The organism is Brevundimonas vesicularis (assembly GCF_027105095.1).
GTDB classification, from domain to species: domain Bacteria; phylum Pseudomonadota; class Alphaproteobacteria; order Caulobacterales; family Caulobacteraceae; genus Brevundimonas; species Brevundimonas vesicularis_E.
On the sequence record NZ_CP114278.1, the window covers coordinates 2,583,371 to 2,608,375 of the forward strand.

General features: G+C 67.9%; 26 protein-coding genes and 1 riboswitch. Of the genes, 18 read left to right on the forward strand and 8 right to left on the reverse strand.

The window, feature by feature from the left end; genetic code table 11:
- Positions 1 to 38: 38 nt before the first annotated feature.
- The 4 genes from O2K97_RS12930 (at position 39) to O2K97_RS12945 (ending at position 2,834) form a co-directional block, all read left to right on the forward strand.
- Positions 39 to 1,394, forward strand: a complete 1,356-nt coding sequence (locus tag O2K97_RS12930; RefSeq protein ID WP_269219574.1) for a TldD/PmbA family protein — start codon at positions 39 to 41, stop codon at positions 1,392 to 1,394.
- Positions 1,391 to 2,188 carry a 3'(2'),5'-bisphosphate nucleotidase CysQ gene (locus O2K97_RS12935; RefSeq protein WP_269219575.1) on the forward strand — a complete coding sequence of 266 codons (798 nt, stop codon included), beginning with the start codon at positions 1,391 to 1,393 and terminating at the stop codon, positions 2,186 to 2,188. The genes O2K97_RS12930 and O2K97_RS12935 overlap by 4 nt, the downstream gene beginning before the upstream one ends.
- A gap of 110 nt (positions 2,189 to 2,298) precedes the next feature.
- On the forward strand, positions 2,299 to 2,544 hold the full coding sequence (locus O2K97_RS12940) for a DUF4170 domain-containing protein (protein WP_017505336.1): 246 nt from the start codon (positions 2,299 to 2,301) through the stop codon (positions 2,542 to 2,544).
- A gap of 77 nt (positions 2,545 to 2,621) precedes the next feature.
- Entirely contained in the window at positions 2,622 to 2,834 is a 213-nt protein-coding gene (locus O2K97_RS12945; protein ID WP_269219576.1) for a hypothetical protein, read from the forward strand.
- A 151-nt stretch (positions 2,835 to 2,985) separates the two neighbouring features.
- On the opposite strand, the gene O2K97_RS12950 is transcribed toward O2K97_RS12945, so the two are convergent.
- Positions 2,986 to 3,651, reverse strand: a complete 666-nt coding sequence (locus tag O2K97_RS12950; protein ID WP_269219577.1) for a fused DSP-PTPase phosphatase/NAD kinase-like protein — start codon at positions 3,649 to 3,651, stop codon at positions 2,986 to 2,988.
- Between the two features lie 88 nt (positions 3,652 to 3,739).
- On the opposite strand from O2K97_RS12950, the gene O2K97_RS12955 reads away from it, so the two are divergent.
- From O2K97_RS12955 to lpxK, 5 genes are read left to right on the forward strand one after another with little or no spacing between them, the layout of a single operon-like run.
- Positions 3,740 to 4,258 carry a hypothetical protein gene (locus O2K97_RS12955; RefSeq protein ID WP_269219578.1) on the forward strand — a complete coding sequence of 173 codons (519 nt, stop codon included), beginning with the start codon at positions 3,740 to 3,742 and terminating at the stop codon, positions 4,256 to 4,258.
- Positions 4,259 to 4,289: 31 nt separating this feature from the next.
- Entirely contained in the window at positions 4,290 to 6,119 is a 1,830-nt protein-coding gene (locus O2K97_RS12960; protein ID WP_269219579.1) for an ABC transporter ATP-binding protein, read from the forward strand.
- A complete protein-coding gene (locus O2K97_RS12965) occupies positions 6,116 to 6,799 on the forward strand; it encodes a lysophospholipid acyltransferase family protein (protein WP_269219580.1) in 684 nt (227 codons plus the stop codon). Before O2K97_RS12960 ends, O2K97_RS12965 begins: the two co-directional genes overlap by 4 nt.
- Before the next feature lie 10 nt (positions 6,800 to 6,809).
- Positions 6,810 to 8,102: a 3-deoxy-D-manno-octulosonic acid transferase gene (locus O2K97_RS12970; RefSeq protein WP_269219581.1), complete on the forward strand. Its 1,293-nt coding sequence runs from the start codon at positions 6,810 to 6,812 to the stop codon at positions 8,100 to 8,102.
- Entirely contained in the window at positions 8,099 to 9,115 is a 1,017-nt protein-coding gene (gene lpxK, locus O2K97_RS12975) for a tetraacyldisaccharide 4'-kinase (RefSeq protein WP_269219582.1), read from the forward strand. Before O2K97_RS12970 ends, lpxK begins: the two co-directional genes overlap by 4 nt.
- On the opposite strand, the gene O2K97_RS12980 is transcribed toward lpxK, so the two are convergent.
- Positions 9,100 to 10,425, reverse strand: coding sequence for a metal-dependent hydrolase family protein (locus O2K97_RS12980; RefSeq protein ID WP_269219583.1), 1,326 nt, complete (start codon positions 10,423 to 10,425; stop codon positions 9,100 to 9,102). The two genes, lpxK and O2K97_RS12980, sit on opposite strands and share 16 nt — an antisense overlap.
- Positions 10,426 to 10,581: 156 nt before the next feature.
- Between O2K97_RS12980 and O2K97_RS12985 the strand changes: the two genes are divergently transcribed.
- Positions 10,582 to 11,232: a murein L,D-transpeptidase catalytic domain family protein gene (locus tag O2K97_RS12985; protein ID WP_269219584.1), complete on the forward strand. Its 651-nt coding sequence runs from the start codon at positions 10,582 to 10,584 to the stop codon at positions 11,230 to 11,232.
- A gap of 3 nt (positions 11,233 to 11,235) precedes the next feature.
- Here the strand turns inward: O2K97_RS12985 and purD are convergent, their stop codons facing one another.
- From purD to O2K97_RS13000, 3 genes are all read right to left on the reverse strand, one after another.
- Positions 11,236 to 12,510 carry a phosphoribosylamine--glycine ligase gene (gene purD / locus O2K97_RS12990; RefSeq protein ID WP_017505324.1) on the reverse strand — a complete coding sequence of 425 codons (1,275 nt, stop codon included), beginning with the start codon at positions 12,508 to 12,510 and terminating at the stop codon, positions 11,236 to 11,238.
- Between the two features lie 73 nt (positions 12,511 to 12,583).
- The gene (locus O2K97_RS12995; RefSeq protein ID WP_269219585.1) at positions 12,584 to 13,015 is read right to left on the reverse strand and encodes a hypothetical protein; all 432 of its coding nucleotides are present in this window, start codon (positions 13,013 to 13,015) and stop codon (positions 12,584 to 12,586) included.
- Between the two features lie 16 nt (positions 13,016 to 13,031).
- Entirely contained in the window at positions 13,032 to 13,259 is a 228-nt protein-coding gene (locus O2K97_RS13000) for a hypothetical protein (RefSeq protein ID WP_269219586.1), read from the reverse strand.
- Between O2K97_RS13000 and xseA the strand changes: the two genes are divergently transcribed.
- From xseA to O2K97_RS13040, 8 genes are all read left to right on the forward strand, one after another.
- Entirely contained in the window at positions 13,258 to 14,853 is a 1,596-nt protein-coding gene (gene xseA / locus O2K97_RS13005; protein ID WP_269219587.1) for an exodeoxyribonuclease VII large subunit, read from the forward strand. The genes O2K97_RS13000 and xseA overlap by 2 nt on opposite strands.
- A gap of 250 nt (positions 14,854 to 15,103) precedes the next feature.
- Positions 15,104 to 15,610 (forward strand): signal peptidase II, encoded by a 507-nt coding sequence (lspA, locus tag O2K97_RS13010; RefSeq protein ID WP_269219588.1) that lies wholly within the window; start codon positions 15,104 to 15,106, stop codon positions 15,608 to 15,610.
- Positions 15,611 to 15,681: 71 nt separating this feature from the next.
- Entirely contained in the window at positions 15,682 to 16,248 is a 567-nt protein-coding gene (locus O2K97_RS13015) for a DUF3035 domain-containing protein (RefSeq protein WP_269219589.1), read from the forward strand.
- Positions 16,249 to 16,322: 74 nt separating this feature from the next.
- Entirely contained in the window at positions 16,323 to 16,766 is a 444-nt protein-coding gene (locus O2K97_RS13020; protein ID WP_055804066.1) for a PaaI family thioesterase, read from the forward strand.
- Positions 16,767 to 16,874: 108 nt separating this feature from the next.
- The gene (locus O2K97_RS13025) at positions 16,875 to 17,561 is read left to right on the forward strand and encodes a Tat pathway signal sequence domain protein (RefSeq protein WP_205681427.1); all 687 of its coding nucleotides are present in this window, start codon (positions 16,875 to 16,877) and stop codon (positions 17,559 to 17,561) included.
- Positions 17,561 to 19,363, forward strand: a complete 1,803-nt coding sequence (argS, locus tag O2K97_RS13030) for an arginine--tRNA ligase (RefSeq protein WP_269219590.1) — start codon at positions 17,561 to 17,563, stop codon at positions 19,361 to 19,363. Before O2K97_RS13025 ends, argS begins: the two co-directional genes overlap by 1 nt.
- Positions 19,364 to 19,399: 36 nt before the next feature.
- Entirely contained in the window at positions 19,400 to 20,410 is a 1,011-nt protein-coding gene (locus O2K97_RS13035) for an adenosine deaminase (RefSeq protein WP_269219591.1), read from the forward strand.
- Between the two features lie 150 nt (positions 20,411 to 20,560).
- Positions 20,561 to 21,913, forward strand: coding sequence for a type VI secretion protein ImpB (locus O2K97_RS13040; protein WP_269219592.1), 1,353 nt, complete (start codon positions 20,561 to 20,563; stop codon positions 21,911 to 21,913).
- Between the two features lie 7 nt (positions 21,914 to 21,920).
- On the opposite strand, the gene O2K97_RS13045 is transcribed toward O2K97_RS13040, so the two are convergent.
- The 3 genes from O2K97_RS13045 to O2K97_RS13055 all read right to left on the reverse strand — a co-directional run bounded on the left by O2K97_RS13045 (position 21,921) and on the right by O2K97_RS13055 (position 24,763).
- Entirely contained in the window at positions 21,921 to 22,541 is a 621-nt protein-coding gene (locus tag O2K97_RS13045) for a nicotinamidase (protein WP_269219593.1), read from the reverse strand.
- The gene (locus tag O2K97_RS13050) at positions 22,541 to 23,506 is read right to left on the reverse strand and encodes a class 1 fructose-bisphosphatase (protein WP_269219594.1); all 966 of its coding nucleotides are present in this window, start codon (positions 23,504 to 23,506) and stop codon (positions 22,541 to 22,543) included. Before O2K97_RS13050 ends, O2K97_RS13045 begins: the two co-directional genes overlap by 1 nt.
- Before the next feature lie 219 nt (positions 23,507 to 23,725).
- Positions 23,726 to 24,763, reverse strand: a complete 1,038-nt coding sequence (locus O2K97_RS13055) for an alpha/beta hydrolase (RefSeq protein WP_017505308.1) — start codon at positions 24,761 to 24,763, stop codon at positions 23,726 to 23,728.
- Between the two features lie 105 nt (positions 24,764 to 24,868).
- Positions 24,869 to 24,966: riboswitch (glycine riboswitch) on the forward strand.
- The last annotated feature ends 39 nt before the right edge of the window (positions 24,967 to 25,005 follow it).

Below are 25,005 nucleotides of genomic sequence, written 5' to 3' on the forward strand. Positions count from 1 at the left end.
GCGGTTGCGGTGCAGCGGGGCGTCCGCCATATCGGGGCATGACTGAAACCCTGGCTGCGCCCGTTTCCACCGATCTTCTCAACGACATCGTCAAGGCTGCGCTGAAGGCCGGCGCCGACGCCGCAGAGGCGGTCAGCGCCGATCGCCGATCCCTGTCGGTCGGGGTGCGCAACGGCAAGCTGGAAGACGTGGAACGCGAGGAATCGCGCGACCTGGGCCTGCGCGTGTTCGTGGGCCAGCGGCAGGCGTCGGTCTCGGCCTCGGACCTTTCGCCCGCGACCCAGGCGCGGCTGGTCGAGCGGGCGGTGGCTATGGCGCGGCTGGCGCCGGAAGACCCCCACGCGGGTTTCGCGCCCGAGGGTCGGCTGGCGCGCGGCCCGTTCATCGATCTGGACCTGTTCGATCCCAGCGAACGCAGCGCCCAAACTCTGGAACAGGTCTCGGCCGAGGCCGAGGCGGCGGCCCTGGCGATCCCTGGTGTGGCGCGATCCGAAGGCGGCCATGCCGGCTGGTCGTCCACCCGCTGGCGGCTGGTGACCTCGCACGGTTTCGACGGCGCCTATGAGGGTTCGGCCTTCTCGCTGGGCGTCGGCGTCATCGCCGAAAAGGACGGGGCGATGGAGCGCGGCGGCGAGAGCCGTTCGACCCGCCACCTGTCCGACCTGCCGGGCGCCGACCTGATCGGCCGCACCGCCGGCGAGCGCGCGGTGGCGCGCGTGGGGCCGCGCAAGATCGCCTCCACCACCGCCCCGGTGATCTTCGACAACCGGATGGCGGGCCAGATCGTGTCGCCGGCCATCGGCGCCATTTCCGGCCCGTCGATCGCGCGCGGCACCTCCTTCCTGAAGGACCGCATGGGTCAGCGCGTGTTCGCCGAGGGCGTCACCCTGATCGACGATCCGTTCCGCCCGCGCGGCATGGGATCGACCCCGTTCGACGACGAAGGCGTGGCGGTCGAAAAGCGCGCCCTGTTCGACGACGGCGTCTTGACCACCTGGTTGTTGAACAGCGCCTCGGCCCGACAACTGGGTCTGGAAACCACCGGCCACGCGTCGCGGGGGCTGGCCGGGCCATCCGGCGTCTCGACGCACAATCTGCATATGGAACCGGGCGAGCGCGATCTGGCGGGCCTGATGGCGGACGCCGGGACCGGCCTGTTGGTGACGTCGATGTTCGGCCCGTCGCTGAACGGCAACACCGGCGACTGGTCCGCCGGGGTGTCGGGCTTCTGGTTCGAGAACGGCGTGATCGCCTATCCGGTCAGCGAGGTCACGGTCGCGGGAAAGCTGACCGACCTCTATCTACGCATCCAGCGCGGTTCGGATCTGGAGTTCCGGGGCGGGTTCAATGTGCCCAGCCTGATGTTCGACGCGGTGGCCATCGCGGGCAAATGATCGACTTGTGCGCCGACCTCGACCTGATCCGCCAGGCGGCCATCGACGCCGGGGCGCTGGCCATCGCCGAGCGTGAGGCGGGGCTGAAGATCGAGTCCAAGGTCGGCGGTTCGCCCGTCACCAGCGGCGACCTGAAGGTCGACGCCATGCTGAAGGACAGGCTGCTGTCGGCGCGGCCGGACTATGGCTGGCTGTCGGAGGAGACGGCGGATACGGCCGGGCGTCTGTCGAAACGACGCATCTTCGTGGTCGATCCCATCGACGGCACCGTCGCCTATATGAAGCGGACGCCGTGGTGGTGCGTGCCCATCGCCGTGGTCGAGGACGGCGAGGTCGTCGCCGCCGTCATCCATGCGCCCGAAGTGGACGAGACCTATGTGGCGACGCGCGGCGGTGGGGCGCGGCGCAACGGCAAATCCATCCATGCCTCGGATGTCGATACGCTGGAGGACGCCTCGATCCTGGGCGATGCGCGACTGATCGAAGCGCCCTATTTCGACGACGAGCCGTGGCCGGCGATGCGGTTCGAGAAGCGCAACGCCCTGGCCTATCGGATGGCGCTGGTCGCCGCCGGCGCCTTTGACGCCGCCCTGGCCCTGACGCCGAAATGGGACTGGGACGTCGCTGCAGGCTGGCTGATCGCGACCGAAGCCGGCGCCAGGGTCAGCGATCACCACGGGCGGCCGTGGGCCTTCAACCGGCCCGATCCGCGTCAGGCCAGCCTGGTCTGCGCGGCGCCGACCATCCAGCCGATGATCGTGCGGCGCTGTAAAAACGTGCCGCTTTCGACCTAAGGCGAGGACGGAAAAACCCCGGCCCACATTGATCCGAGGGCGTTCTCGGCCTATGCCGCGCGCAAACCTCCCTCCCCCAAAGCCTTCCGGCCCAGCCTTTAGGATTTCCGATGACCGATCAGAACGCCGTCCCGCCGCAACTTCTGCACATCGTGATCGGCGGCGAGCTTCGTCACCTGGGCGAGCCGACTTTCCGCGACCTGTCGCAGGTCGAGTTCGTCGGGGCCTTCGGCAGCTATGACGAAGCCAAGAAGGCCTGGAAGGCGCGCGCCCAGGCCACCGTGGACAACGCCCACATGCGCTATTTCATCCTGCACGCCCACAAGCTGATCGATCCGCGCGGCGACGCGGCCTGAGCCGAGGGCTGAGTGCGACATCGAGGGGCCGAACCGGCTTCTTGATCCGACGTTTCGATCTGTAGGCGAGGACGACGATGAACCTGGAACCGCAACAGATCTTTCAACTGGTCAGCCTGCTGGCCGTGCTGGCGCTGTTCAGCTTTTCGCTGCGTGGCCACATCAACTACGCCCGCTGGTTCAAGAAGTGGGAGGCCGAACGCAAGTCGCGCCGCGACGCCGAATTGGCCGCCGAGGCGCGGGCGAACGGCGAGGCCGGCGACGAGCCGAAAACCGGACCATGGGGCTAAGCGAACACGTTCGTCATTCCGGGTCGGCCGCAGGCCGAACCCGGAACCCAGGAGAACATTTCTCTGTTGAAGTCGCCAGCGCCGGGGATGCGGACCTGGCTTCCGGGTTCTTCGCTTCGCTCAGCCCCGGAATGACGGATAAGACCGGCCCCTACTCCCGCCGCAGCAGCTTGTCGGTCAACAGCGTGCCCCACCAGCCGGCCTTGAACTCGGCGCGGATGGCCTTGGGGTCGTAGCCGGGACTGTCGACCCAATCGATGAAGCTGATGCCCTTCGGCTCGATCTCGTTGACGTATTTCTCCAGCGTATAGTCCAGCACGCCGGTCAGCCCCTCGCGGGAGTGCAGATATTTCTTGGAGAGCTGCTTCATGGCGACCGAGATCGGCTCGCCCAGGTGGAAGTGGCGATAGAAGACCGCCATCATCCCCGCCCGATCCGCGCCGGACTTGCAGTGGATCAGCACCGGATACTGGATCGTCCTGAACAGCTCGCGCGCGCGGTGGATGCGCACCGTCTCGGGCGGATCGCGCGAGTCCAGCGGCGCGTCGATCAGGGTCAGGCCCAGCCGCTCGCAAGCGTCCTTTTCCAGCCAGTAATAGCCTTCGTCGCGTTCACCGCGCAGGTTGATGACCGTCTTGACGCCCTTCTTTTTCCAATAGGCCAGCTGTCGCGGCGACGGCTGATTGGTGCGCACCAGATCCGGGCCCAGCCAGTGGGCGTTGGAAAAGGCCACGCGCAGAAACGCATGGTCGGCCCAGAAATAATGCCAATGCGCCCGAAAACGGCCCATCGCGGTCGAGAGGTCGAAGCGCGCCATGCCCGCCAGATAGCGATCCGACGCCGCCGCGTCATCCGATCTCGATCCTGATGCGTTGGAATGTTCGTCGAGACCGGAGAACAGCCCGATGAGAACCCTCGCCGCAGCCGCCGCCGTCGCCGCCAGCCTGTGGGCCGGCGCGTCCGCCGCCCAGACACCACCGCCCGAAGACCCCGCCCTGATCGCCTATCTGCGCGACCGGGCCCAGGAGGCGCTGGACACCACCCGCTATACGGCCGCGATCACGCCGGACGGGGCGATGACCCTGGTCTATCTGACAGGGCCGAACTGGGGCGGCTCGGGCGGATGCCGGCTGGTGCTGGACCGCACCGGCGCGACCTATCGCTCGGTCGGCGAGATCAGTGTCGCGCGCGCGCCGATCCGGTTGCTGGAGCGACAGACCCATGGCCGACGGGATCTGGGCGTCTATGTCGCGGGCGGCGGAATCACCGAGGGCTATGAGGCCGCCGTGCCGTTCAACGGCCGTCGATACGCGTCCAATCCGACGGTTCCGCCCGCCGTCAGGATCCAGGAGGCGCCCGGCGAAACGCTGATCCGCGCGGACGAGGCGGGCCTTGCGCTGGAACCGTCGCCGGACAAGCCTTGACTTGAACGGCGGCTCGGACGACCGAGAGCCGATGACCGTCGCCGCCTCAGACACCATGCCGCTGCGCGCCCTGTTGGCGCGGATTTGGCGCGACTATCTGTCCAAGCACAAGGGATCGCTGATCCTATCAGTCCTGTGCGCGGCGACGACCGGCCTTCTGACCGCCGCGCTGCTGAAGCTGCTGGAGCCGGCCGTCAACGGTCTGTTCCTGGGCGGGACCAAGCCGATCAGTCTGTTCGGCCTCGTGACGTTTCCGGCGGACAAGGCCGTCGTGTGGATTCCGGTCGCCATCCTGACCGTCGCCATTGCGCGAACCCTGGCCGCGCTGGGTCAGGCGGCCCTGGTCAACCGGCTGGGTCACACCATCGTCGGCGACATCCAGATTCGTCTGTTCGGGGCCATGATCCGCGCCGATCTGGCGCGCTTACGCAGCCAGCATTCGGGCGGCTTCGTCTCCTCGGTGCTGTTCGACGCCAACATGGTGCGCGAGGCCTTCACCTCCGGCGTGGTCAACTACACCCAGAACCTGCTGACCCTGATCGCGGTCTTGATCTACATGGGGTTCATCGACTGGCAGCTGACGATCGTCGTGCTGCTGGGCGTGCCGCTGGTGGCGCTGGTGCTGCGCCGGTTCGGGCGCAAGACGCGCAAGGCCGCCGTCGGCGCCATGGCCGAGACCGAGAACCTGTCCACTGCCCTGATGGAGAACCTGGACGGGGTTCGCCTGATCAAGATCGAAAACCGCGAGGCCGCCGAACAGGACCGCGTGGCCGAGGTGGTCGCCCGTCGCCAGCGCCACGTGATCAAGGGCGCCAACGCCCGCGCCTTCGCCGGTCCGTCCAGCGATCTGGTCGCCTATATCGTCGTCGCCGCCGTCATGGCCTACGCCGGGTGGCGGGCGCAGACGGGCGACATGACGGTGGGCGGGTTCGCCGCCTTCATCGGCATGCTGCTGGCCGCCGGTCAGGCCCTGCGCCAGGTGACCAATCTGGCGACGGTGATGAGCGAGGGCTTTACCGCCGCGCGTCGCCTGTTCGGCGCCCTGGACATCGAGGCCGAGATTCGCGAGGCGCCGGATGCGGCGCCCCTGGCGCCCGGCCCGGTCGAGGTGGTGCTGGACCAGGTGTCGTTCGCCTATGCCCCCGGCGGGGCGCCGACGCTGGATCATGTCTCGCTGCGGGTCGCGCCGGGCGAGACGGTGGCCCTGGTCGGGCCGTCGGGCGGGGGCAAGAGCACGATCCTGAGCCTGTTGCCGCGCTTCTATGACGTGACGGCCGGCGCGGTGACGATCAACGGCGCCGACGTGCGGTCCCTGCGCATCCACGACCTGCGCGACCATATCGCCCTGGTGACGCAGGAGCCCTTCCTGTTCGACGACACCATCGCCGCCAACATCGCCTATGGCCGGCCGGGCGCTACACAGGCCCAGATCGAGGAGGCCGCACGCTCCGCCGCCGCCCACGACTTCATCACCGCCTTGCCGCAAGGTTACGACACCCGCGCGGGCGAGGCGGGCCTGCGTCTGTCCGGCGGTCAGCGCCAGCGCATCGCCATCGCCCGCGCCTTCGTCAAGGATGCGCCCATACTGCTGCTGGACGAGGCCACCAGCGCCCTGGACACCGAGAGCGAGGCCCTGGTCCAGGCGGCGCTGGAGCGGCTGATGCAGGGGCGCGCCACCCTGATGATCGCCCACCGCCTGTCCACCGTCCGGAACGCCGACCGCATCTATGTGATCGAGGCCGGCCGCGTGGTCGAGGAAGGCGCGCACGACGCCCTGGTCGCAAGAGGCGGCCTCTATTCCCGCCTGGCGCGCCAGCAGTCGCTGGACGGCGCCGCGCCCAGCGTCGAGACGGTCGCGTGAGGCCGTTTCGCAATCCCGTCGTCCAGTCCGCCCTGGCCTGGACCCTGGCGCAGTGGATGCGGTTCTGCATCAAGACCATCCGTTGGACCCACGAGAACCAGGCGATCGCGGAAAAGGTCTGGGACCAAGGGGGCGGCGTTCTGTGCGTCTTCTGGCATTCTCGCATCGGCTTGGCGCCCGCGTGCTGGCCGCTGGACCGGGCGCAACCGGCCAAGGCCCTGATCTCGCTATCCGCAGACGGCGAGTTCATCGCCAAGGCCGTGGCCCGTCAGGGGTTCCCCGCCGTGCGTGGATCGTCCGCCAACAAGGACAAGGCTGCAGCCGCCAAGGGCGGGGCTCAGGCCCTGCGTGACGGACTGAAACAACTGAAGGTCGGCGCCCTGGCGATCACGCCGGACGGGCCGCGCGGGCCGGCGAACGTCATGGCCGAGGGCCTGCCGCTGATGGCGAAATTGTCCAAGGCGCCCGCCCTGTTCATCGGCATGTCGTGCAATCCGGCGATCCGGCTGAAGAGCTGGGACCGGGCCATTCTGCCTCTGCCCTTCGGCAAGGGCGCGATCGTCTGGGACCGCGCCGACTTCCCCGCCGAGGCCAACATGGCCGATGTCGTGGCCGATTGGACCGCGCGGCTGAACGCCGTCGAGGCGCGGGCCGATGCGATCACGGGCCTGAAACCGTGAGGATGCAGCCGTGACGCCGCTGCCGCTGATCGCTTATCGGCTAGCGACGCGCGCGCTGGAGCCGCTGGCCCCGCGCCTGCTGGATGCGCGCGCCAGGCGGGGCAAGGAAGACCCGGTGCGGGTGGACGAGCGGATGGGCTTCACTCGCGCCAAGCGCCCCGCGGGCGATCTGGTCTGGCTACACGGCGTCAGCGTGGGCGAGAGCCTGTCGCTGCTGCCCGTGGTCGAGCGGTTGGTGAAGGCGCGTCCCGACCTGACCGTTCTGGTCACATCCAGCACCGTGACCTCGGCGCATATTCTGGCCGAACGGCTGCCGACAGGCGTGATCCACCAATATGCGCCGGTCGATGCGCCGGGCGTGGTCGAGCGGTTCCTGGACCATTGGCGGCCCGGTTTGGCGGTCTTCGTCGAGAGCGAACTGTGGCCCAATCTGTTGCTGGCGGCGCGTCGGCGAGGCGTGAAACTGGCCCTGGTCAGCGCGCGCATCACGGAAAAGACGGTCGAGGGCTGGGCGCGGTTTCCGGCCTCCGCGCAGGCGCTGACGGGCGCCTTTGATCTGGTCCTGCCGCAGGATGAGGTTTCGGCCCAGCGCCTGGAGGGCATGGGCGCGCGGATCGACGGGCTGGTGAATCTGAAACTGTCTGGCGAGGCCCTACCGCACGATCCCGCCGCCTTCAGCCGTCTAAGCGCCGCCATCGGCGACCGGCCGGTGATCGTCGCCGCCAGCACCCATGAGGGCGAAGAGATCGCCATCGTGCGCGCGCTGGACCATTTGAGCGAGCGTGTCTGCCTGATCCTGACGCCACGCCATCCCGAGCGGGGGGCGCACATCGCCCAGGCGCTGCAGCGCGACGGATACGCCTTCGCCATGCGCTCGCGGGGCGAGACGATCGGGCCGGACACCGACATCTATCTGGCCGACACCCTGAATGAGATGGGCCTGTTCCTGCGCCTCGCCGATGTGGTGGTGATGGGCGGCTCGTTCGCGCCCGCCATCGGCCTGCCCCCCGTCGGCGGGCATAATCCGCTGGAGCCCGCGCGGCTGGGCAAGCCGACGATCACGGGGCCGGATGCATCCAACTGGGCGCCGGTGACGGCGGCCCTGGTCGAGGCCGGAGGCCTGGTCCTGGTTCAGGCGCCGTCTGATCTGCCCGGCGTGATCGAGCCCCTGTTGGAAGACCTGAACGCGGCCAAGGACGTGGGCGAGCGCGGGCGTCGCGCGGCTGTCGAGGCCGGGGGCGGGCTGGAGCGACTGTGGGCCCTGCTATCGCCGCTGATGCCGCAGAGGCAGGGCCGGCGATGAAGCTGAACACGCCGCGCTGGTGGTACGTGCGCGACAGCAACCACGCCCGGATGACGCGCACGGCGCTGAAACCGCTGGGCTGGGTCTGGGCCGCCGTGACGGCGCGTCGGATCGCCAAGACGGTCCCGGTCGACCCCGGCTGCGCGGTCATTTCGGTCGGCAATCTGACGGTCGGCGGATCGGGCAAGACGCCGGTCGCGCGCGAAACCCTGCGGCTGCTGCGGGCGGCGGGAATGGAGGCGCAAGGCCTGTCGCGCGGCTATGGCGGGCGGCTGGAAGGGCCGGTCCGGGTCGGTCCTCAAATCCATACGGCCGAAGATGTCGGGGACGAGCCGCTGATGCTGGCGCAGGGGTCGCCGGTCTGGATCGCGCGCGATCGCGTCGCGGGCGCCAGGGCCGCCGTCGCGGAGGGCGCGCAGGCTCTGGTGCTGGACGACAGCCATCAGAACCCGGCGCTGAAAAAGACCGTCAGCCTGATCGTCGTGGACGGCGAGACGCGCGGCGACGAATGGCCGTTCGGGGACGGTTCGGTCTTTCCGTCGGGCCCCATGCGCGAGCCGCTGAAGGCCGGGCTGGTGCGCGCCGACGCCGTGGTGGTCATGCTGCCGACCGATGTCGAAGAGGCCGATCCCGAACTCGTGGCGGTGTTTGGCGCCCTGCCCGTCTTCGTCGCGCGTCTGACGCCCGAGGGGCCCCCGCCGCCGGGGCCGCAGGTCGGGTTCGCCGGCATCGCCAAGCCCTGGAAGGTTGAGCGGTCGCTGAAGGCGGCGGGCTGCGACCTGGTCGACTTCGTCCCCTTCCCCGACCACGCGGCCTATAGCGCCGCCGATATGACGTTCCTGACTGACCGGGCGGCGGTGTTCGACGCCCGCCTGGTCACGACGGAGAAGGACTGGGTCCGGCTGACGCCCGAGCAGCGCAAGGACGTCGTCGCCTGGCCTGTCGTCGCCCGGTTCGAGGAGGAGGCGGCTTTCGCCGCCTTCCTGAACGACCGGATTCAGTCGGCGCGATAGACGACGCCGGACTTCATCACGAACTTCATCCGCTCCAGCTCGGTCACGTCCGACAGCGGATCGCCCGAGACGGCGACGATGTCGGCGGGCATGGCCACGGCGATCTTCCCGGCCTCATTGGCGATGCGCAGGTGTTCGGCGGCGCCGACGGTGGCGGCCTGGATGGCCTCGAGCGGGCTCAGGCCGGCGCGGACCAAAAGCGCGAACTCCTGAGCGTTGTCGCCGTGGGCCGAAACGCCCGAGTCGGTGCCGAAGGCGATCTTGACCCCGCCCTCATGCGCGCGGCGCGCCATGTCCAGCATCTTGGGGCCGGCTTCCAGCGCCTTGGCTGTCTGGGCGGGGGTGAAGAAGTTGTCGGGTCCCGAGGCGATGCGCGCCACAAAATCCCCAGCCAGCAGGGTCGGGATCAGCCAGGCGCCGTTCGACTTGAACAGGCGGATCGACTGATCGTCCAGATAGGTGCCGTGTTCAATGGAATCGCCGCCGGCCCGCAGGAAGGCGTTGATGCCGTCCACCCCGTGGGCATGCGCCGTGACCTGGCGGCCCATGCGGTGGGCGCTGCCGACGATGGCGGACAGTTCGTCGTCGCTGAACTGCTGGTTCAGACCGGCGGCGGTGTTGGACAGTACGCCGCCGGTGGCCGTGATCTTGATGATGTCGGCGCCGGCGCGAACCTGGGTGCGCACGGCCCGCATGCAGTCCTCAGGTCCCGAGCAGATGCTCTCGGACGACAGCAGGTGCATGACGTCCTCGCGATAGCCGTTGATGTCGCCATGCCCGCCGTGGATCGACACCGACGACCCCGCCGCAATGATGCGCGGTCCCGGCACGTCGCCGTTCTGAACGGCGTTTCGCAGGGCTAAGATGGCTTGGTTCGAGGCGCCCAGATCCGCCACCGTCGTAAAGCCGGCCATCAGGGTGCGACGCGCGTAGCGGGCGCCGACCATCGCCTGGTCCGCGTCCGAAAGGGTCACCTCTTCGAGGCGTGCGTTCGGGTTTTGCTGGCCGGTCAAATGGACGTGGCTGTCGATCAGGCCGGGCAGGACAAAGGCCTGGCGCAGGTCCACGACCTTGCCCTGAGAAGGGTCGCCGACGAAGCCGTCGCGCACTTCAACGACCTGGTTCCCTATGATCACGAGAGTTTTATCACGTTGCACAACGCCGTTCGACGGATCAGCAAGCAACCTTCCGGCCTCAACGAACGTTGTGTTGAGTTGCGTCGAAACGCCTTTGGCCACGGGGGTTTGTTGCGCGTGAGCGCTTACCGCCGACGCCATCAGCGCCGCCAGCGCGATTCCGAAACGCTTCATCGATGTCTCCCCGCGACGCGCCGGCCGCAAAAATGCCCCACAAGGCTCAGGTTGCCTCGCCCGTAACCAACTGAAACAAACACGCCTCAAGACCAACCGCAACGAGGGCGTCGCATGCGGCTATCGAGACGAGGACTTATTCTGGGCGGATCGGCCATGCTGGCGGGATGCGCCAGCGCGAGCGCTACGGCGCCGCTGACGACGGCCCAGAACGGCACTCCGATCGGCACGCCCCGTGTCGGCCTGTCCATGGCCCAGACTGCACCCGTGACCCCGCCGCCCCTGGACCCGCGCGGTCACGTTCGTAAGGAATTGATGGAGCGCGCCATGACCGCGCTGGACACCCATCATCACCGCCTGCCTCTGCGTGACCGGATGTATCTGGTCGACTTCCAGAAGTTCTCGGGCGAGGAGCGGCTCTATGAAGTCGACCTGATCGCGGGTGAAGTGAAAGTGCTGCGCACCTGCCACGGCCGGGGATCGGACCCCAGCCACACCGGCTATGCCCAGCGCTTTTCCAACACGCCGGATTCCAACATGTCCTCCATCGGCGCCTATGCGACGGCGGGCGCCAACTGGGGCGCGCAGCAGGGGCCGAACGTGCTGCTGGACGGGCTGGAATACACCAATGACAAGGCGCGCGAGCGGGCCATCATCATCCACGGCGCCGACTATGCCGATCCCGACTTCCTGGCGCGCGAAGGCAAGCTGGGTCGCAGCTACGGCTGCTTCTCGGTCGCCCACACCGACCTGCCGGCCTTGCGCGAACGCATGGGCGAAGGCCGACTGCTGTTCGCAGCGGCCTAGGCTTCAGCCTCGGTCCAAAGCGCGCCAGCCGATGTCGGAGCGGTTGAAGCCGCCCGGCCAGTCGATCTTGCGGATGGCGGCATAGGCGCGTTCGCGGGCCTGGGCGATGTCGTCGCCCTCTGCGCAGACGTTCAGGACGCGCCCGCCCGAGGCGGCCAGCAAGCCGTCGTCGCGGCGCTTGGTCCCCGCATGGAAGACCTGGACATGGGGACCGAAGTCCTGATCGGCGCCGCGGATGATCGAGCCTTCCAGCGGGCTGTCGGGATAGCCCTTGGCGGCCATGACCACGCAAATCACCGTCTGAGGCTTGAAGGCGGGCGAAGCCAGGCCCGAGACGTCGCCGCGCGCGCAGCCCAGCAGATAGGGGACTATGTCGCCCGCCATCCGCATCATCAGCACCTGGCATTCCGGGTCGCCGAAACGGGCGTTGAACTCGACCACCTTGGGGCCGTCCTCGGTCGCCATCAGGCCGGCGTAGAGCACGCCGCGATAGGGCGCGCCTTCTTCCGCCATCTTGCGGATCGTCGGCTGGACGATCAGCGCGTCGGCCTGCTGCACCAGCTCAGGCGTGAAGACGGGCGCGGGCGAATAGGCGCCCATGCCGCCGGTGTTGGGGCCAAGGTCGCCGTCGAAAGCGCGCTTGTGGTCCTGGGCGCCGCCGAACAGCAGGGCGCGTTGACCATCGCACAGGGCGAACAGCGAGCCTTCCTCGCCGTCCATGAACTCCTCGATCACGACGCGGGCGCCGGCCGCGCCGAACCGGCCGCCCAGCATGCGCTCGATTTCGGCCTCGGCGTCGGGGCGGTCGGGGCTGATGGCCACGCCCTTGCCGGCGGCCAGGCCATCGGCCTTGATCACATAGGGCGGCCGGAACACGTCCAGCGCCGCCTTGGCGTCCTTGACCGTGTCATAGACGCCGTAACCTGCGGTCGGGATTTCGTGGCGTTCAAGGAACCCCTTCGAAAAGGCCTTCGACGTTTCCAGCTGCGCCGCCTTGGCGGTCGGCCCGAAGCAGGGAATGCCAGCTGAGGCCAGGCGGTCGGCCAGACCAGCGGCCAGCGCCACCTCGGGCCCCACAACGACCAGATCGGCCTTGATCTCTCTGGCCAGGGCGGCCAAGCCGTCGGCGTCGTCCGCCTTGACGGCGCGCAGCTCGCACAGCTTCTCGATGCCAGGGTTGCCCGGCGCGGCGACCAGGCGTGTGACCAGCGGCGACTGGGCGATCTTCCAGGCCAGGGCGTGTTCGCGGCCGCCCGATCCGACGAGAAGAATGTTCATGAGATCGGGCAATGACCGGCCGGCGCCGGCCGGTCAAGCGCCCGTCAGACTTAACGCCGCATTCAGTGTCCAATCAGCGAACGGGCGGCGTCCAGGCCGGCAGGGCCTGAAGCTGACCGGGCGTCAGATCGGTGACCAGATCCCGGTCGCCGTTGCGGTCGATCGGAGACACGTCCGCGACCGGAACCCGCACCTTCATGTCGCCCGGCCCGTTCAACTCGATCACCAGATGGGTCAGGGCGCCCGAGGCGTCCAGCACCAGGGTTTCCACGTCGCCCAGATCGACGTTGGCGCGCGAATACAGATCCGCGTCTTCCAGCTGATCGCGGGTCATATTGAAGGCCAGGGCGGCGTTCGAGGCGGCGGCATCCGCCTGCTGGTCCGGCAACGCCACGGGCGCTGCGCCCGGCGCAGGAACCTGGACCACATCGTCGTCACGATCCGAGCAGGCGACGACGCTGCCGGTCAGGCAAAGAACGGCGGCGAGCGGGACGAAGCGGTTCATACGGCCTCCTTGGGCGTTAGAGCAGGGCCGAGACGACGTAGACGCCCAGGCCCAGCAGAATGATGCCGCCGATGATCAGCCACGGGCTCATGGCCCCGCCACCCCCGGCGCGGCGCGACAGATCGCGCTCGTGCGGGTCACGGTCAGAAGGATCAGTTCCGGGCGGGTCGGCGGCCATGAAAGTCGAACGACAGGGCGCGCGCAGCGTTCCCGGACGGATCGACGCAGGATAGGATGGGCTCATGAGCGACGACTCCTACGTATTCGAAGGCCCGGCCGAGGTCCCTGCCCCGCGCGACAACAATCCGCCCCTGTCGATCTCGGAGCTGTCGTTCGCGCTAAAGCGCACGCTGGAAGATCGGTTCGGCCATGTGCGGCTGCGCGGCGAGGTCTCCAAGGTCAACCGCCACGCCTCGGGCCACGTCTATCTGACGCTGAAGGATGACAAGTCGGCCATCGACGGCGTGGTTTGGAAGGGGTCGGTGCGCGGCCTGGGCGTCCAGCCCGAGGCGGGGCTAGAGGTCATCGTCACCGGCAAGATCACCTCCTATCCGGCGCGATCGTCCTATCAGATCGTGATCGAGAGCATGGAGGCGGCCGGCGCCGGCGCCCTTTTGGCCCAGTTGGAACGGCTGAAGGTCCGCCTGCGTGAGGAAGGTCTGTTCGAGCCCGGGCGCAAGAAGCCCCTGCCCGCCTTTCCCGCGACCATCGGCGTGATCACCAGCCCGACCGGCGCGGTGATCCGCGACGTGCTGCACCGGATCGCAGAACGCTGGCCCTGTCGCGTCATCGTCTGGCCCGTGGTCGTTCAGGGCGAATCCGCCTGCGGCCAGGTGTCGAAAGCCATTCGCGGCTTTGACGGGATGACGCCCGACGGGCCGATCCCCCGCCCGGACCTGCTGATCGTCGCGCGCGGCGGCGGGTCGGTCGAGGACCTGTGGTGCTTCAACGACGAAGGCCTGGCGCGGACCGTGGCGGCGGCGCGCATTCCGATCATCTCGGCCGTGGGGCACGAGACCGACACCACCCTGATCGACTTCGTCTCGGATCGCCGGGCGCCGACCCCGACGGGCGCCGCCGAAATGGCGACGCCTGTGCTGGCGGACCTGCGCTACGCCGTCGCCGACATGGACCGGCGCATGGTGCAGGCGGGCGGGCGGCTGATCGAGGATCGACGCACGCGCCTGCGGGCTGTGGCGCGCGGCCTGCCGGCGCGGCCGGAGGACCTGCTGGCCCTGGCGCAGCAGCGGCTGGACTATGTGTCGAGCCGGCTGGGATCGGGTCTGCAACGAAATGTCGCCCTGCACGAGCGGCATCTGGCGGTGACGGGCGGCAAGCTGAGCCCGGCCCTGCTGCGCACCCGGATCGAGCGAGGGCAGGACCGGCTGCGCGGCGCGGGCGACCGGCTGGGCGCGGCGCTTCAGGCGGGCGTGGCGCGCGGCGAGCGGCGACTGTTGCAGGTCTCTGGGCGGCTGTCGCCCGAACCACTGCATCGGCGACTGGACCAGCGTCAGGCGCGGCTTGAAGCCGTCGGCGCGCGGCTGGACGGGGTCATGCCCCGTCGGCTGGAGCGGGACGCCGATCGCCTGGCGGCGCTGTCGCGCGCGCTGACGACGCTGGACCCCGGACGTCCCAAGCCCGGTTTCGCCCGCGTGGAAAATTCAGACGGCGCCTGGATCACCTCGGCCAAGGCGCTGGAGCCGGGTCAGGCGGTTCGGCTGGTGTTCGGCGACGGCGTTCAGCCGGCGACGATCGACGGCGGCGAACCCCGTCCGTCCGCACCGCGTCCGGCGGCCAAGCCGAAGCCGTCCGCCGCCGATCAGGGCAGCCTGTTCTAGCATCTCAACGACGGTCATTCCGGGGCGTCCGCAGGACGAACCCGGAATCCAGGCGCCGGGCATCCGGCGTCGGATGCATCTATCAGCGCGCCTGTGGTCCTGGCTTCCGGGTTCTTCGCTCCGCTCAGCCCCGGAATGACGGCCGTTTGGTTGGTCACCGAGTGTGGACAGGTCGTGGTCCAAGGCGAGCTATTCCAACTGCGCGGTTTTCCTCTTCGCCCCGACGGCGCTTCCTGCTAACCGGCCCAGCATGAAGATCACGCGCCTCGCCGTCACCGCCTATGTGTTCGCCCTCCTGATCATCGTCCTGGATCAGCTGACCAAGGCCTGGATCATCAGCGGCCTGTCGCTGCAGGAAGTCGGCCGCATCCCCGTTTTCCCGCCGATCCTCAACTTCAGCTGGGTCGAGAACACCGGCGTCAGCTTCGGCCTGTTCGGCGGCGGCGAAGCGCGCTGGGGCCTGGCCATCTTCTCCATCGTCGTCTCGGCCGGCCTGGCCTGGTGGGCGACGCAGTCGAACCGACGCCTGCTGATCACCGCGATCGGCTTCGTCATGGGCGGGGCCCTGGGCAATGTGATCGACCGGATCCGCTTCGGCTATGTGGTCGACTTCATCGACTTCTCGGGCACCGGCGTCTTTCCCTGGGTGTTCAACGTCGCCGACAGCGCCATCACCATCGGCGTCGTGCTGCTGATCATCGACAGTCTGGTGGCCGACAAACCCGCCAAGGTTGGCGCGGCCGTCGAAAAGTCGTAATCACCCCGTCTTCACTATGCCGACTGCGCCATCGCGGCGCTTCCTGCATCAGCCGACCAGAGCCTGAAACCATGCGTATCCGCAGTGTCGCCGTCCTGACCCTCGTCGCCTCCTCCGCGCTCGCCGTCTCGGCCTGCGGAAGCATCAAACAGGGCATCGGCCTGACCAAGGTGGTGCCGGACGAGTTCGTCACCGTCTCCACCGCCCCGCTCAGCATCCCGCCGGAATACGGCCTGCGTCCGCCCGCGCCGGGCCAGCCGCGGCCGCAGGAACTGGCCCCCGAAAGCGCCGCGCGTCAGATCCTTCTGGGTCAGCGTCAGGCCGTCACCCGCACGCCGGGCGAACAGGTCCTGGTGGCCCAGGCCGGCGGCGACCAGGCCGACCCCCTGGCCCGCTATGTCGTCGACGATGAGTTCGGCGATCTGGCGCACAAGGACGAGAGCTTCGCCAACCGCCTGATGTTCTGGCGCAAGGACGACGCCTCGACCCAGGCGCCAACGGTTCGCCAGACCGCCGAAGGCCAGAAGACTATCGACGCCTCGACCGAAGCCGCCCGCCTTCAGGCTCTGACCGGCGGACAGCAGGCCATCACGATCCAGCCGCGTCGCAGCACCGGCTTCAAGCTGCCGGGCCTGTAAGGACCGATACGACGGGCGCTTGCCAGGGCAGCGTCCGTCCTTATTGTAAACGGACCTGATCAGGAGCCGTTTGCATGACCGAAACCGTCGATATCGCCGCCCTGTCCGGGATCGACCAACTGCGGCTGGGCATGACGGGCGGCTTCATCGCGCCCATCGCTCGCACAGTCGGCTTCGAACTGACCGAAGTGGAAGAAGGCCGGGTGGTGTTCGAGGCCATCCCCACCACCGCCGTCTATAATCCGCTGGGCACCGTCCATGGCGGTTGGATCGCGACGGTGCTCGACTCGGCCTGCGGCTGCGTTGTCCATTCGACGCTTCGGCCGGGCCAGACTTATACGACGCTGGAACTGAAAACGGTTTTTCACAAGGCGCTGACCGCCGGCACGCCGGTTCGGGCCGAGGGCCGGATCGTTCAGGCCGGTCGCCGGGCGGCCTTCTCGGAGGCCGATCTGCGCGGCCTGGACGGCAAGCTTTATGCAACCGCGACCTCGACTTGCCTGGTGATGGAGCGCTGAGGGCAGCAAGCGTTTGCCGCGCCTCGCTTTAGCCGCTATCAGCGGCGAGCGTTGATGATCGGCCGCCGATCGTCGTGCGCCCTCTCTCGCTGTCGGAAAAATAAGCTGATGCGTCGCGTGTTCACCGCCCTGGCCGCCCTCTCCATCGCGGCCTCCGTCCTGCCCGTCGCCGCCGAGGCCCAGACCTCCCAGCGCCAACGTGAGCGCGGCGGGCAACAGCAACAGGCCTCGGGTGAAGACGCCGCGCCGTCGCGCGCGCCGCGCATCGCGCCCCTGCGTCGCCGCGCCAACGCCGGCCCCTGCCCCTATGTGAAGATTCTCTACGACGCCGCCCGCTACGTCGAGCTGGAAGGCGGACGCGCCGCCGTGGCCAACGTCGGCTACACGGGCGAGATCGAAGGCATCTCTTCGGACTGCGAATATCGCGAAGCCGATCCGATTCGCGTCGACATGGACGTGCTGTTCAACCTGGGCCGCGGCCCGCAGGCGACGGGCGAGCAGCGCACCTACCGGTACTGGATCGCGGTGACCGAGCGGAACAACGCCATCCTGTCCAAGGAATATTTCGACCTGCCGGTGAACTTCGAGGGCCAGCGCACCGCCTCGGTCACTGAAAAGCGCACCATCGTCATTCCGCGCGCCGGCATCGAAACCAGCGGCAGCAACTTCGAAATCCTGGTCGGTTTCGACGTGACGCCGGAAATGGCCGAGTTCAACCGCTCGGGCAGCCGCTTCCGCGTCAACGCCGGCACGACGCCCGCCGCGCCCTCGCCTGCCTCTGCGCCGAGCCAATAATGTCTGATCTGAAGACCGTCCTCAGCGAAGCGGTCGCCGCCGCCTTCGCCGCCGAAGGCGTGGATGCGGCCCTGGCCCGCGTCACCCCGTCGGACCGCCCCGACCTGGCCGATTTCCAGTCCAATGGCGCGCTCGCCGCCGCCAAGGCGCTGAAGGCCAATCCGCGCGAACTGGCCGGCAAGATCGCCGAACGCCTGAGCGCGGATGCCCGCTTCGCCTCGGTCGAAGTGGCGGGGCCCGGCTTCATCAATCTGAAGCTCTCCGACGCGCTGCTGGCCGAACGGGCGACGGAGGTGGCGAACGACGCCGCCCGCGCGGGCGCCGCGACCGTGGCCGAGCCACGCCGGGTGGTCATCGACTACGGCGGTCCCAACGTCGCCAAGCCGATGCACGTCGGCCATTTGCGCAGCGCCATCATCGGCGAGAGCCTGAAGCGGTTGTTCCGCTTCCGCGGCGACCACGTCACCGGCGACGCCCACTTCGGCGACTGGGGCTTCCAGATGGGCCTACTGATCGTCGCCTGCGGCGACGAGGGGCTCGCCGAAGCCTTCATGGCCGAAGGCGATGGCCCCTTCCCGGCCGAAAGCCCGGTCACCCTGGCCGACCTGGATCGCCTTTATCCGCAGGCCGCCGGCAAGGCCAAGGAGGATCCGGCCTTCCGCGATCGCGCCCGCAAGGCGACGGCGGAACTTCAGAATGGCCGTCCCGGCTACCGCGCGCTCTGGCAGCATTTCGTGGTGGTCAGCCGTGAGGCGCTGACGCGCGAATACGGCGACCTGTCGGTCGATTTCGACCTGTGGAACGGCGAAAGCGACGCCGACCCGCAAATGCCGGAAATGCTGGCGCACCTGAAAGAGACCGGACTGCTGGTCGAGGACGACGGCGCCCAGGTGGTTCACGTCGCCAAGCCCGGCGAGACGCGCAAGAAGAAGCTGGCCGACGGTTCGGTGATCGAGGCGCCCTCGCCTCCACCCCTGCTGGTCATCAGCTCGGAAGGCTCGGCCATGTACGGCACGACCGACCTGGCCACGATCCTGGACCGCAAGAAGGCTCTGGCTCCCGACCTGGCCCTCTACGTCGTCGACGAACGCCAGGCCGAACATTTCGAGCAGGTCTTCCGCGCCGCCTATCTGGCCGGTTACGCCGAACAGGGCGCGCTGGAGCATCTCGGCTTCGGCACGATGAACGGACAGGACGGCAAGCCCTTCAAGACCCGCGCGGGCGGCGTGCTGAAACTGCGCGACCTGATCGACCAGGCGACCGAAAAGGCGCGTGAGCGTTTGCACGACGCCAAGCTGGGCTACGACCTGTCGCCGGAAGAGTTCGAGGCCATCGCGCACAAGGTGGCCATCGCGGCCCTGAAGTTCGCCGATCTGTCGAACGCGCGCACGACCAGCTACGTGTTCGATCTCGATCGCTTCATGAGCTTCGAGGGCAAGACCGGGCCGTATCTGCTGTATCAGTCGGTCCGCATCAAATCCCTGCTGCGCAAGGGCGCCGAACAGGGGCTGACGCCCGGCGCCATCGTCATCGCGGAACCGGCGGAGCGCGATCTGGCCCTGACGCTGGACGCCTTCTCGACCGCCGTGTCGGACGCCTACGACAAGCGGATGCCGCATCTGGTCGCCGAACACGCCTATCGGGTGGCCCAGTCCTTCTCGAAGTTCTACGCCGCCTGCCCGGTGCTGATCGCGCCGGACGAAGCGACCAAACGTTCGCGCTTGGCCCTGTCCGCCGCGGCTCTGCGCCAGCTTGAAATCGCCTTGAATCTGCTGGGCATCGACACGCCGGAGCGGATGTAGGGTATAGACGGGGCGACATCCTTCCGGAGATCGCCCATGTCGCTTGACGCCTATATCGCCGGCCTGCCCAAGGCCGAACTGCACCTGCATATCGAGGGCTCGCTGGAGCCCGAGCTGATGTTCGAGTTGGCGCAGCGCAACGGCGTGTCCATTCCCTATGACAGCGTCGAGGCGGTGCGGGCGGCCTATGATTTCTCCAACCTGCAGGACTTCCTGGACATCTACTATGCGGGGGCCGCCGTCCTGCTGACGCGGCAGGATTTCGAGGATCTGGCCTTCGCCTATTTCCAGCGCGCGGCGGCCGATAATGTGCGCCATGCCGAAATCTTCTTCGATCCTCAGACCCATACCGATCGGGGCGTGCCGTTCGGCGTGGTGGTCGAGGGGCTGATCGCGGGCATGGACCGGGCCAAGGCGGAACTGGGCGTGAGCAGCGGCCTGATCCTCAGCTTCTTACGCCACCTGACCGAGGAAGAAGCCTTCGCGACGCTGGAGGCCGCCAAACCCTATCTGCACCATTTCATCGGCGTCGGACTGGATTCGTCGGAGGTCGGCCATCCGCCGTCCAAGTTCCAGCGGGTCTTCGCCGCCGCGCGTGAGCTGGGCCTGAAATTGTGCGCCCACGCCGGCGAGGAAGGTCCGCCCGCCTATGTCCATGAGGCGCTGGACCTGCTGAACATCGATCGGATGGACCACGGCAATCGCTCCATGGAGGACGAGGCCCTGGTCCAGCGGCTGGTCGCCGAGCAGATGACCCTGACCGTCTGCCCTCTGTCGAACCTGAAACTGTGCGTGGTCGATGATCTGAAGGACCATCCCGTCCCCGAGATGCTGCGCCGGGGCCTGCACGTCACCCTGAACTCGGACGACCCGTCCTATTTTGGGGGATATGTGAACGATAACTACAGCCGGCTGGCTGAGGCCGTCGGCCTGACGCGCGATGAGGTGACGCAGCTGGCCAAGAACAGCTTCGAAGGGTCGTTCCTGGGCGAGGCGGAGAAGGCTGCGTTCTTGGCGGAGGTGGAGGCCTACGCGGGCGTACACTGACGCCCTCTCCATTCGTCATTCCGGGGCGTCCGAAAGACGAACCCGGAACCCAGGAGGCGCACATCCGGCCTGGGCTGTATCGCGCAGAGGGAATGCGGCCCTGGGTTCCGGGTCTTCGCTACGCTTCGCCCGGAATGACGAAACGAAGAGGTGATCGCTTCCTCGAACCCCATGTTCCTGATATGTTCCAGCATGGACCAGGGGGGCACTAAGGTTGAAGACAGCGCAAACCTACGCTGGCTGTTCGTCGATCTGAACGCCTTCTTCGCCAGCGTCGAACAGCAGATGAACCCGGAATGGCGGGGCAAGCCGGTCATCGTGCGGCCGGCGATGAGCGAATACACCGGCGCCATCGCCGCCAGCTATGAGAGCAAGGCCTGGGGCGTTCATACCGGGATGCGGGTGTCCGAGGCGCGCAAACTGTGCCCCGATCTGATCGTCGCCGAGGCGCGACCCGACCTCTACGTCAAAATTCATCAGCAGATCATGGCCGAGATCGACCGCCATGTTCCGGTGTGGAAGGTCAGCTCGATCGACGAATGTTCGTGCGAACTGCTCGGTCCGGAACGGCTGGAGGCGAACGCCGTCGCCCTGGCCCGACGCATTCAGGCGGGCATCCTGCAAAACGTCGGCGATTGTCTAAGGTCGTCCGTCGGGCTGGCGCCGTCGCGGTTCCTGGCCAAGACGGCCTGCGGCATGCAGAAGCCCGCCGGACTGACGGTGCTGCGCGCCAACGAGCTGCCCGGTCCCCTGCTGGACCTGCCGCTGTCGAAATATCCGGGCATCGGCTCGCGCATGCAGATCCGGTTGCAAGCGGCGGGCGTCACCGACACGGCCGGCCTTTGGAACATGAGCGCGAAACAGGCCCGGGCGGTCTGGAACAGCATCGAGGGCGAACGCATCTGGCGCGGCCTGCACGGTCTGGACAGCGAGCCGACGCCGGAAAAACCGCCCGCCTCGATCAGCCACAGCCACGTCCTGGCCCAGGCCATGCGGACCCCGGACAAGGCGCGAGCCGTGGCGCGGCGGCTGGTGGTCAAGTGCGGAGCCCGCCTGCGGCGCATGGGCCTGACCGGCGCCAGCCTGACCCTGCATCTGGACATGGGACCGAAGGCGACGCCCCGAAGCGGTCGACGCGGCTGGGAAACGGCGGCGATGAGTTGTCCCATCGCGCCGACGCAGGACACCTTCGCCCTTCTGGCCGCGCTCGACAGTCTGTGGCGCAAGGTCGAGCCGGAGCTGGAGGCGGGACGTCTGAGCTATGTCGGGGTCGGGGTGCACGGCCTGAAAGCCCGCGACGCCTTCGAGACCGACCTGTTCGCCGCCGGCCCGGATCAGGACGGGGACGCCCCGTCTCTTCGCCTGTCCCAGGCGCTGGATGCGCTGAACCGCCGTTACGGCAAGGACACCGTCAGCATCGGCCCGAAGGCCGGCCTGCCCGACTATATCGGCGCCAAGATCGCCTTCACCCGCATCCCCGAGGCCGAGGATTTCTGGGAGTGAGGCCCACCTAGCTCAGTAGGGACGCCGCCGCGATCTCAGCCACGCCCAAGGCCCGGAAACTGTCTTGAGCCGCCGCCTCGGTTTGCGGCGCGATGGCCCGGCTGGCGTCGGCGATCACCACGGCTTGAAACCCTTCGCGAACCGCGTCTTCGGCCGTAAAACGAACGCAGTAGTCGAAGGCCAGACCGCACAGGAAGACACGCGACACGCCCAGTTCGCGCAACAGGCCGGCCAGTCCCGTCGGGGTGCGGTGATCGTTCTCGAAGAAGCCGGAATAGCTGTCGACCGCCGGATTGTAGCCCTTGCGGATCACGGCCATGGCCTTGTCGACCGTCGGCGCTGCATCGGGATGAAAGTCGGCGCCAGGCGTGCCCTGAAGACAATGATCCGGCCAAAGCATCTGGCGACCGTAGGCGACCTCGATCTCGGCAAAGGGCGCCGCGCCGGGGTGGTTGGAGGCGAAGCTGATCTGGTCCGGCGTATGCCAGTCCTGCGTCACGATCACGCGGTCGAACCGGGCCGACAGCCGGTTGATCAGCGGCATAATCCCCGCGCCGCCCGCCACCGCCAGACGGCCGCCTTCGCAGAAGTCGTTCTGCGGATCGATGACCAGAAGGGCGTCGCTCATCACACGCCTGCGTAGACGTCGATCTCGTTGGCCGAGCCGAGCGCGACGGGGATGCGCTGGTGCAGATGCTTGGGCTGCACGTCCAGAATGGCCTGACGACCATCCGTCGTCGCCTTGCCGCCGGCCTGCTCGACCAGGAAGGCCATCGGATTGCCTTCGTACATCAGCCGCAGCTTGCCCGGCTTGTTCGGCTCGCGCCGGTCCCAGGGATAGAGGAAGACTCCGCCGCGCATCAGGATGCGGTGAACATCCGCCACCATGGCCGCGACCCAGCGCATGTTGAAGTTCTTGGCTCGCGGCCCCTCGTCACCCTTCAGCAGGTCGCCGACATAGGTCTGCACCGGCTCGGCCCAGTGGCGCAGGTTCGACATGTTGATGGCGAACTCCTTGGTGTCCGGCGAAATGGCGATGTCGTCGTGGGTCAGGATCCAGTCGCCGTCGTTCGACAGGGTGAACCCCTTCACGCCCGCGCCCGTCGTCAGCACCAGCATGGTCTGCGGCCCATAGACGGCATAGAGGGCGGCGACCTGACGGCGGCCCGGCTGCATGAAATCAGCCTCGCTCGGCGTCGCCGTCGCGGACTTCAGCACCGAGACGATGGTGCCGACGGGCGCGTTGATGTCGATGTTGGACGAGCCGTCCAGCGGGTCGAACAGCACCAGATATTCGCCGACCGGGTTCGAGGCCGGCTGGACCTCGTCCATCTCTTCGGACGCGACGCCGGCGACGGCCGGGCTGGCCAGCAGGGCGTCGGTCAGCATGTCGTTGGTCATGACGTCGAGCTTCTTCTGCTCCTCGTCCTGCACATTGATCTGGCCCGATGCGCCCAGCGCCCCGGCCAAGGCGCCGCCGGCAACGACCTTGCTGATGTCCGCGCAGGTGGCGGCGACCACGGTCAGAACCGTCTTCAGCCCCTCGGGCGCATCCAGGGCGGCGATATGGGCGTCGAGGCGTGTGCGGGTCATGCGGTCGGTCCAGTTCTGAGGGGTGCTGCGTTCTTGGCGGGCGAGACGCGCCACCGCAAGAAAAACCCTCTCCCATTGGGAGAGGGCTTGAGCGCCCGAGAGCGCAGCGATTGGTCTTGCGCGAAAGGGTGAGGGTCGGGGGGTGCGAACTGGCCCACCGGCCGACCCTCATCCGGCCCTTCGGGCCACCTTCTCCCAACGGGAGAAGGGCTCATCTCATCAGATCGGCAGGATCGCCGTACCGAACGCCCGTTTCAGTTCGTGGGCGGCGAAGGTCTGGGCCGCCGCTGCATCCGGCACGACCGCCGCCATGCCGAAGAACTCGTGCGTCGAGCCGTGGAAGGTCTTGTGACGCACGTCCACGCCCGCCTGCTCCAGCTTCTCGGCCAGCAGTTCGCCCTCGGTGCGCAGCGGATCGATCTCGGCGCAGATCACCGTCGTCGAGGGCAGGCCCGACAGGTTCGCCTTCTCGACGATATTGATGCGCGGGTCCTGAGCATCGGCCTCGTTGGCGAAGATGTGCTTCACGAACCACTTCATCATCGGCTTGTTCAGCGGCTTGGCGTCGGCGTTCTCGACGTAGGACTCATTGTCCATGTCCACGCCGGCGACCGGATAGACCAGCACCTGATGTTTGGGCGCCGGCAGGCCGGCGTCGCGCGCCATCATCGACACGCCGATCGCCAGGTTGCCGCCTGCGCTTTCGCCCATCACGGCCACCTTCTGCGGGTCGCCGCGGAAGGTCTGCGCATTCTCCAGCACCCAGCGATAAGCGGCCAGGGCGTCGTCGTGCGCGGCGGGGAAATGATGTTCCGGGGCCTGGCGATAATGGACCGAGACCACGATCACATCGGCCATCTTGGACACGCCGCGCGGGCCTCCGTCATAGACGTCCAGATCCGCGATCACGAAGCCGCCGCCGTGGAAATAGACGACGACCGGATGCAGCTTGTCTTCGGAATGGTCATGCGGCTTGTAGATGCGCGCCTGGATCGGACCGGCGGCGCCGGGGATGGTGATGTCGCTGGTCTTGACGCCCATGTCGTCGCTGGGGTCCTTGCCGTCCTTTCGCAACAGCGATTTCACCGCGTCAGTCGGGGTCGGTTGCTGGCGAGCCTCCTCGGGCGACAGGGTCTCGATCGGCTTGCCGCCGAGGGACGCCAGTTCGTCCAGCACCTTCTGCATCGGGCCATCGGCCTTGGCGGGGGTGTCGCGCGGCTTGTCATTATCGCCGAACAGCTTGTCTATAATGGACATTTTCGCATTCCTGGGTTTGGTTTCGGGGTTCGGAACGACAACCCGCCGCACGCATCCTTGTTCCCGGCCCGCTTGACTTGGCGCTTGAGTCGATGCCTTAGGTCGCACGCTCTCGCGGGAGAGATCGGGCGCTGGAAACAGGGTTCGACGCCGAAGGCGCAACCGCCCCGGAAACGCTCAGGCAAACGGACCGCGAAGCATACGGACGCTGGAAAGTCGCCCATTCGGGCGCGCCGACGGAG

Bases quoted from the DNA above. Each gene is read 5' to 3' on its own strand.
- O2K97_RS12995 (WP_269219585.1), bottom strand. From the start codon at position 13,015: ATGAACCGCTTCGTCCCGCTCGCCGCCGTTCTTTGCCTGACCGGCAGC.
- O2K97_RS13045 (WP_269219593.1), bottom strand. From the start codon at position 22,541: ATGAGCGACGCCCTTCTGGTCATCGATCCGCAGAACGACTTCTGCGAA.
- O2K97_RS13055 (WP_017505308.1), bottom strand. From the start codon at position 24,763: ATGTCCATTATAGACAAGCTGTTCGGCGATAATGACAAGCCGCGCGAC.
- O2K97_RS13025 (WP_205681427.1), top strand. From the start codon at position 16,875: ATGCGTCGCGTGTTCACCGCCCTGGCCGCCCTCTCCATCGCGGCCTCC.
- lpxK (WP_269219582.1), top strand. From the start codon at position 8,099: ATGAAGCTGAACACGCCGCGCTGGTGGTACGTGCGCGACAGCAACCAC.
- O2K97_RS12955 (WP_269219578.1), top strand. From the start codon at position 3,740: ATGAGAACCCTCGCCGCAGCCGCCGCCGTCGCCGCCAGCCTGTGGGCC.
- O2K97_RS12950 (WP_269219577.1), bottom strand. From the start codon at position 3,651: ATGGCGCGCTTCGACCTCTCGACCGCGATGGGCCGTTTTCGGGCGCAT.
- O2K97_RS12930 (WP_269219574.1), top strand. From the start codon at position 39: ATGACTGAAACCCTGGCTGCGCCCGTTTCCACCGATCTTCTCAACGAC.
- O2K97_RS12980 (WP_269219583.1), bottom strand. From the start codon at position 10,425: ATGAAGCGTTTCGGAATCGCGCTGGCGGCGCTGATGGCGTCGGCGGTA.
- purD (WP_017505324.1), bottom strand. From the start codon at position 12,510: ATGAACATTCTTCTCGTCGGATCGGGCGGCCGCGAACACGCCCTGGCC.
- O2K97_RS12960 (WP_269219579.1), top strand. From the start codon at position 4,290: ATGACCGTCGCCGCCTCAGACACCATGCCGCTGCGCGCCCTGTTGGCG.
- O2K97_RS13020 (WP_055804066.1), top strand. From the start codon at position 16,323: ATGACCGAAACCGTCGATATCGCCGCCCTGTCCGGGATCGACCAACTG.
- lspA (WP_269219588.1), top strand. From the start codon at position 15,104: ATGAAGATCACGCGCCTCGCCGTCACCGCCTATGTGTTCGCCCTCCTG.
- O2K97_RS13015 (WP_269219589.1), top strand. From the start codon at position 15,682: ATGCGTATCCGCAGTGTCGCCGTCCTGACCCTCGTCGCCTCCTCCGCG.
- xseA (WP_269219587.1), top strand. From the start codon at position 13,258: ATGAGCGACGACTCCTACGTATTCGAAGGCCCGGCCGAGGTCCCTGCC.
- O2K97_RS13035 (WP_269219591.1), top strand. From the start codon at position 19,400: ATGTCGCTTGACGCCTATATCGCCGGCCTGCCCAAGGCCGAACTGCAC.
- O2K97_RS12945 (WP_269219576.1), top strand. From the start codon at position 2,622: ATGAACCTGGAACCGCAACAGATCTTTCAACTGGTCAGCCTGCTGGCC.
- O2K97_RS12940 (WP_017505336.1), top strand. From the start codon at position 2,299: ATGACCGATCAGAACGCCGTCCCGCCGCAACTTCTGCACATCGTGATC.
- O2K97_RS13050 (WP_269219594.1), bottom strand. From the start codon at position 23,506: ATGACCCGCACACGCCTCGACGCCCATATCGCCGCCCTGGATGCGCCC.
- O2K97_RS12985 (WP_269219584.1), top strand. From the start codon at position 10,582: ATGCTGGCGGGATGCGCCAGCGCGAGCGCTACGGCGCCGCTGACGACG.
- O2K97_RS13000 (WP_269219586.1), bottom strand. From the start codon at position 13,259: ATGAGCCCATCCTATCCTGCGTCGATCCGTCCGGGAACGCTGCGCGCG.
- argS (WP_269219590.1), top strand. From the start codon at position 17,561: ATGTCTGATCTGAAGACCGTCCTCAGCGAAGCGGTCGCCGCCGCCTTC.
- O2K97_RS12935 (WP_269219575.1), top strand. From the start codon at position 1,391: ATGATCGACTTGTGCGCCGACCTCGACCTGATCCGCCAGGCGGCCATC.